The 1,347-nt window shown below is 72.0% G+C and carries 1 protein-coding gene; it reads right to left on the bottom strand.

Features of this window, described 5'->3' with window-relative positions; all coding sequences use genetic code 11:
* Nucleotides 1-1,194: SulP family inorganic anion transporter (locus I0Q12_RS18260; RefSeq protein WP_197253296.1), on the bottom strand; the 1,194-nt coding region annotated here is incomplete at its 3' end.
* Nucleotides 1,195-1,347: the final 153 nt, after the last annotated feature.

The raw sequence follows: 1,347 nt of genomic DNA, 5'->3' as shown, positions 1-1,347 counted from the left end.
GTCGGCGCGGCCGGCGCGGGCGATGGCGAGGACGGAGGCGGTCTCGACCATCCGGACGGTGGTGGCCAGGAGCACCCCGGCGAGCGCGGAGAGGGGAATCTCGGCGACGAGACCGGCGGCCAGGTACACGATCGCGGCGAGGATGAGCGCGTGGGTCAGGGCCGCGAGCCGGGTCCGGGCGCCGGAGCGGACGTTGACCGCGGTCCGGGCGATCGCGCCGGTCGCCGGGACACCGCCGAACAGCGGTGCGGCGATGTTCGCCAGGCCCTGTCCGAACAGTTCCCGGTCGGGATCGTGGCGCGTGCCGACGGCCATCGAATCCGCGGCGGTCGCCGAGAGGAGCGACTCGAGCGCCGCCAAGGCGGCCACGGCGAGGGCCGGTGCGATCAGCGAGGTGAGATTCCCCAGGTCCAGGAAGCTCAGGGTCGGTGCGGAGAACCCGGACGGAATGGCGCCGATCCGGGCGATGTCCCAGCCGAACAGTTGCGCGACGACGGTCGCGGCGGCGACCGCGACGAGGGAGAACGGAATCCGCGGGAAGAAGCGTCCGCCGATGAGAATCGCCACCGCGACCACCAGCGCGATCGACGGTGTCAGGATCGACGGGTCCGCGACGAACTTGTGCACCGCGTCGAACGCGGACTGCCACACCTTCTCGCCCTCAGCGCCGGAGATGCCCAGGGCGGCCGGGACCTGCTGGAGAGCGATGACGACGGCGATGCCGGCGGTGAACCCTTCGATCACGGGGGCCGGCATGTAGCGGACGGCTCGGCCGATGCCCGCGAATGCCAGCGCGACCAGGACCACACCCGCGATCAGCCCGACCGCGAGCACACCCGTCGGACCGTACTGGGCCACGATCGGCACCAGGACCACCGTCATCGCGCCTGTGGGGCCCGACACCTGGAATCGGGAACCGCCGAACACGGCCGCGACGGCTCCGGCGATGACCGCGGTGGTCAGGCCTGCGGCGGCACCGAGGCCGGAGCTGACACCGAAGCCCAGCGCCAGCGGCAGTGCCACCAGCGCGACGATCAGGCCGGAGAGCAGATCGGCGCCGGGAGCGCGGAGCGCGGGTTTCCACTCGCTCCATCGGGGCAGGAGTGCGGCGACCGACCGAACCACGCCGGAGACGCGGTTACCGGTGGGGCCGGTCGTGTTCGCGGGCTCGTTCGGGCTTCCCAGTACAGACATGTGCAGCTTCCTCAGTGTGCCGAGAACCTTTCCGGCGAGGGAAAGCCGGGTGATGCGTGGTGCGCGGTTCGGTCGACTGTGGTGGACGGGTGTTGCGGATCGTTTCCCCCGGCCGGGCCTGTCGAGGGGCACAGGCCCGGCCGGGGGAGACGC

It is taken from the genome of Rhodococcus sp. CX (assembly GCF_015865005.1).
Taxonomy (GTDB): Bacteria; Actinomycetota; Actinomycetes; order Mycobacteriales; family Mycobacteriaceae; genus Rhodococcus.
The sequence above is the reverse complement of the archived record's forward strand: the minus strand, read 5'-3'. Positions and strand labels throughout refer to the sequence as shown.